The 4,004-nt window shown below is 64.9% G+C and carries 1 protein-coding gene and 1 pseudogene; both read left to right on the top strand.

Features of this window, described 5'->3' with window-relative positions:
• Nucleotides 1-94: 94 nt before the first annotated feature.
• A pseudogene (locus tag ACFWF3_RS27040) lies at nucleotides 95-451 on the top strand (ABC transporter ATP-binding protein); the annotation flags it as partial.
• Between the two features lie 643 nt (nucleotides 452-1,094).
• A partial coding sequence (rpoB, locus tag ACFWF3_RS27035; protein WP_379316185.1) for a DNA-directed RNA polymerase subunit beta occupies nucleotides 1,095-4,004 on the top strand: 2,910 nt, incomplete at its 3' end.

Raw genomic sequence — 4,004 nt, 5'->3', positions numbered from 1 at the left:
GACACCATCCTGGTGCTGACCAGCAACCTCGGCAGCCAGTACCTGGTCGGCTCCGCGCCCGAGGAGGAGAAGCGGCGGCAGGTCATGGAGGTGGCAGTTCCTCAACGGCCGCATGATCGGCCCGATCGGTATGTCGGAGGAGAAGGACGAGGCGCAGATGGCGCGCGAGCAGGCGCTCGTCGACGCCGGTCACCACCACGGTGGCGCCGAGGAGATCGACGGCATCATCCCGCAGATGAAGGCCGAGCCCGGCATGCCCGCCCGCCAGGCCGTGTTCCGCCGTCAGGCGCGCGTGCGCGAGATCATCCACACCCTGCCGCACGCGGCACAGGTGGCGATCCGCGAGTCGCTGGATTCCTCCGATGACACTCAGGTGATGGCTGCCTACGGCGGCAACGATCAGCCCACCGAAACGTTCAAGACCGTTCCGCACGGCCAGATCAACGGCTGAGCGACTTTTACGCCTCGGATGAGCCCCGGCCTACGGCCGGGGCTCTTCTGCGTGACAGGGCGGAAAACAACTGCTGACCGGCCGTCGCCGGGGTGGCGCGCACGGCGTGTCGCGAGTAAAATGACCGCGGCGCGGGGTGGGGGATCCCCAGCGCGCCAGGCGATCTCGCATCGCGAACAGACCTTCGCGCGCCACTTGACGAGGGGCTCGCAAACCGTCACCCTATTCACAGCAGCGTGAGCTGTTGAGGGGCATCAACGCCAGCGAGAATTCGGCCCAGCACCAGCTGACAGGGGTCGGCGCCAGTTGAATAGAGGGCTCAGCGCCAAGTGAGCGGTCGTCTCGGGGGAGTCGGCGGCAGGGCGCGCAGCGGTGAAGAACCCGACGCGGCCAGCGTCCAGGGCTTCGGCGCGTTATCCCGTGCGTCCGGTCACACGGATGGTATGTTGACACTCCCTTGTCTAGGGGTGTAAGTTTGGACGTTGCGCTGGCTGCCTCCTGTCCACACCTTGATTCGCACTCGAAAGTTCCACCCTTCCGGTGTTACTTCCGCTGCTGCTTGTTCTGGTTTCGTTCGGGCTGTAACCAGCGGAATTCGTAGCAGACAAGCGACGGTCGCGGACCACCACGCGACGCGCGTGAGGTGCTGGAAGGACGCATCTTGGCAGTCTCCACCCAGACCAAGGCTGGTATCCCCGGAGCCCCTTTGAGGGTTTCGTTCGCGAAGATCCGAGAGCCCTTGGAGGTGCCCGGACTTCTCGACCTACAAACGGACTCGTTCGCCTGGTTGGTCGGTACTCCCGACTGGCGTGAGAAGGCGGCCGCTCGCGGCGACGTCGGTCTCGCAGGCGGCCTCGAAGAGGTGCTCGAAGAGCTCTCGCCGATCGAGGACTTCTCCGGATCCATGTCCCTGTCGTTCTCTGATCCGCGCTTCGAAGAGGTCAAGGCCTCCATCGACGAGTGCAAAGAGAAGGACATGACCTACGCGGCGCCGTTGTTCGTCACCGCGGAGTTCATCAACAACAACACCGGCGAGATCAAGAGCCAGACGGTGTTCATGGGCGATTTCCCCATGATGACCGACAAGGGCACCTTCATCATCAACGGCACCGAGCGTGTCGTCGTCTCCCAGCTGGTCCGTTCCCCGGGCGTCTACTTCGATCACAACATCGACAAGACCACCGAGAAGGACCTGCACAGCGTGCGCGTGATCCCGTCGCGCGGCGCGTGGCTGGAGTTCGACGTCGACAAGCGCGACACCGTCGGTGTCCGTATCGACCGCAAGCGTCGTCAGCCGGTCACCGTGCTGCTCAAGGCGCTGGGTTGGACGACCGAGGAGATCGTCGAGCGTTTCGGCTTCTCCGAGATCATGATGTCCACCCTGGAGAAGGACAGCACGCCCGGCCAGGACGAGGCGCTGCTCGACATCTACCGCAAGCTGCGTCCGGGCGAGCCGCCGACCAAGGAGTCCGCGCAGACTCTGCTGGAGAACCTGTTCTTCAAGGAGAAGCGCTACGACCTGGCCCGCGTCGGTCGCTACAAGATCAACAAGAAGCTCGGCATCCACGTGCACGAGCCGGTGACCTCCTCGGTTCTCACCAAGGAAGACATCGTCGACACCATCGAGTACCTGGTGCGTCTGCACGCCGGTGACCGCACGATGACCGCCCCCGGCGGTGAAGAGGTCCCCGTCGAGATCGACGACATCGACCACTTCGGTAACCGTCGTCTGCGCACCGTCGGTGAGCTCATCCAGAACCAGATCCGCGTGGGCCTGTCCCGCATGGAGCGTGTCGTTCGTGAGCGGATGACGACTCAGGACGTCGAGGCGATCACGCCGCAGACCCTGATCAACATCCGTCCGGTCGTCGCGGCGATCAAGGAGTTCTTCGGAACTTCGCAGCTGTCGCAGTTCATGGACCAGAACAACCCGCTGTCGGGTCTGACCCACAAGCGCCGCCTGTCGGCGCTGGGCCCGGGTGGTCTGTCCCGTGAGCGCGCCGGTCTGGAAGTTCGTGACGTCCACCCGTCGCACTACGGCCGCATGTGCCCGATCGAGACCCCGGAAGGCCCGAACATCGGCCTGATCGGTTCGCTGTCGGTGTACGCGCGGGTCAACCCGTTCGGCTTCATCGAGACGCCGTACCAGAAGGTTGTCGACGGCAAGGTCACCGACGAGGTCAAGTACCTGACCGCCGACGAGGAAGACCGCTACGTTCGCGCGCAGGCCAACTCCCCGGTCGACGCCGAAGGTCGCTTCCTCGAGGAGAAGGTCCTCGTCCGCCGTGCGGGCGAAGAGGTCGAGTTCGTGACGCGGGCTCAGGTCGACTTCATGGACATCTCGCCGCGCCAGATGGTGTCGGTCGCGACGGCCATGATCCCGTTCCTCGAGCACGACGATGCCAACCGTGCCCTGATGGGCGCGAACATGCAGCGTCAGGCCGTGCCGCTGATCCGTTCCGAGTCCCCGATCGTGGGCACCGGCATGGAACTGCGCGCAGCCGTCGACGCGGGCGACGTTGTTGTCAACGAGAAGCCCGGCGTTGTCGAAGAGGTCTCGGCCGATTACGTCACCGTGATGGCCGACGACGGCAGCCGCAAGTCCTACCGGATGCGCAAGTTCAACCGGTCGAACCAGGGCACCTGCTCGAACCAGCGTCCGATCGTGGACGAGGGCGATCGGGTGGAGAAGGGGCAGGTCCTCGCGGACGGCCCCTGCACCGAGAACGGTGAGATGGCGCTGGGCAAGAACTTGCTCGTCGCGATCATGCCGTGGGAAGGCCACAACTACGAGGACGCGATCATCCTGTCGCAGCGCCTCGTGGAAGAGGACGTTCTCACCTCGATCCACATCGAAGAGCACGAGATCGATGCCCGCGACACCAAGCTCGGTGCCGAGGAGATCACCCGGGACATCCCGAACGTCTCCGACGAGGTCCTCGCCGACCTCGACGAGCGCGGCATCATCCGCATCGGTGCCGAGGTCCGCGACGGCGACATCCTGGTCGGCAAGGTCACGCCCAAGGGCGAGACCGAGCTCACCCCGGAAGAGCGTCTGCTGCGTGCCATCTTCGGTGAGAAGGCTCGCGAAGTGCGCGACACCTCGCTCAAGGTGCCCCACGGTGAGTCCGGCAAGGTCATCGGCATTCGCGTGTTCTCGCGCGAAGACGACGACGATCTGCCTCCCGGTGTGAACGAGCTGGTCCGCGTCTACGTGGCCCAGAAGCGCAAGATCCAGGACGGCGACAAGCTCGCCGGTCGCCACGGCAACAAGGGTGTCATCGGCAAGATCCTCCCCATCGAGGACATGCCGTTCATGCCCGACGGCACGCCGGTCGACATCATCCTGAACACCCACGGTGTGCCCCGTCGTATGAACATCGGCCAGATCCTGGAAACCCATCTCGGGTGGATCGGTAAGGCCGGCTGGAATATCGACGTGGCCGCGGACGGCACCCGTCCCGACTGGGCGGCGACGCTGCCCGAGGAGATGCTGGCCGCGCCGGCCGACTCGAACATCGCCACGCCCGTCTTCGACGGCGCCAAGGATGAC

The organism is Nocardia sp. NPDC060220 (assembly GCF_042727815.1).
Lineage (GTDB): Bacteria > Actinomycetota > Actinomycetes > Mycobacteriales > Mycobacteriaceae > Nocardia.
This window is presented reverse-complemented; position numbering and strand designations above follow the sequence as displayed.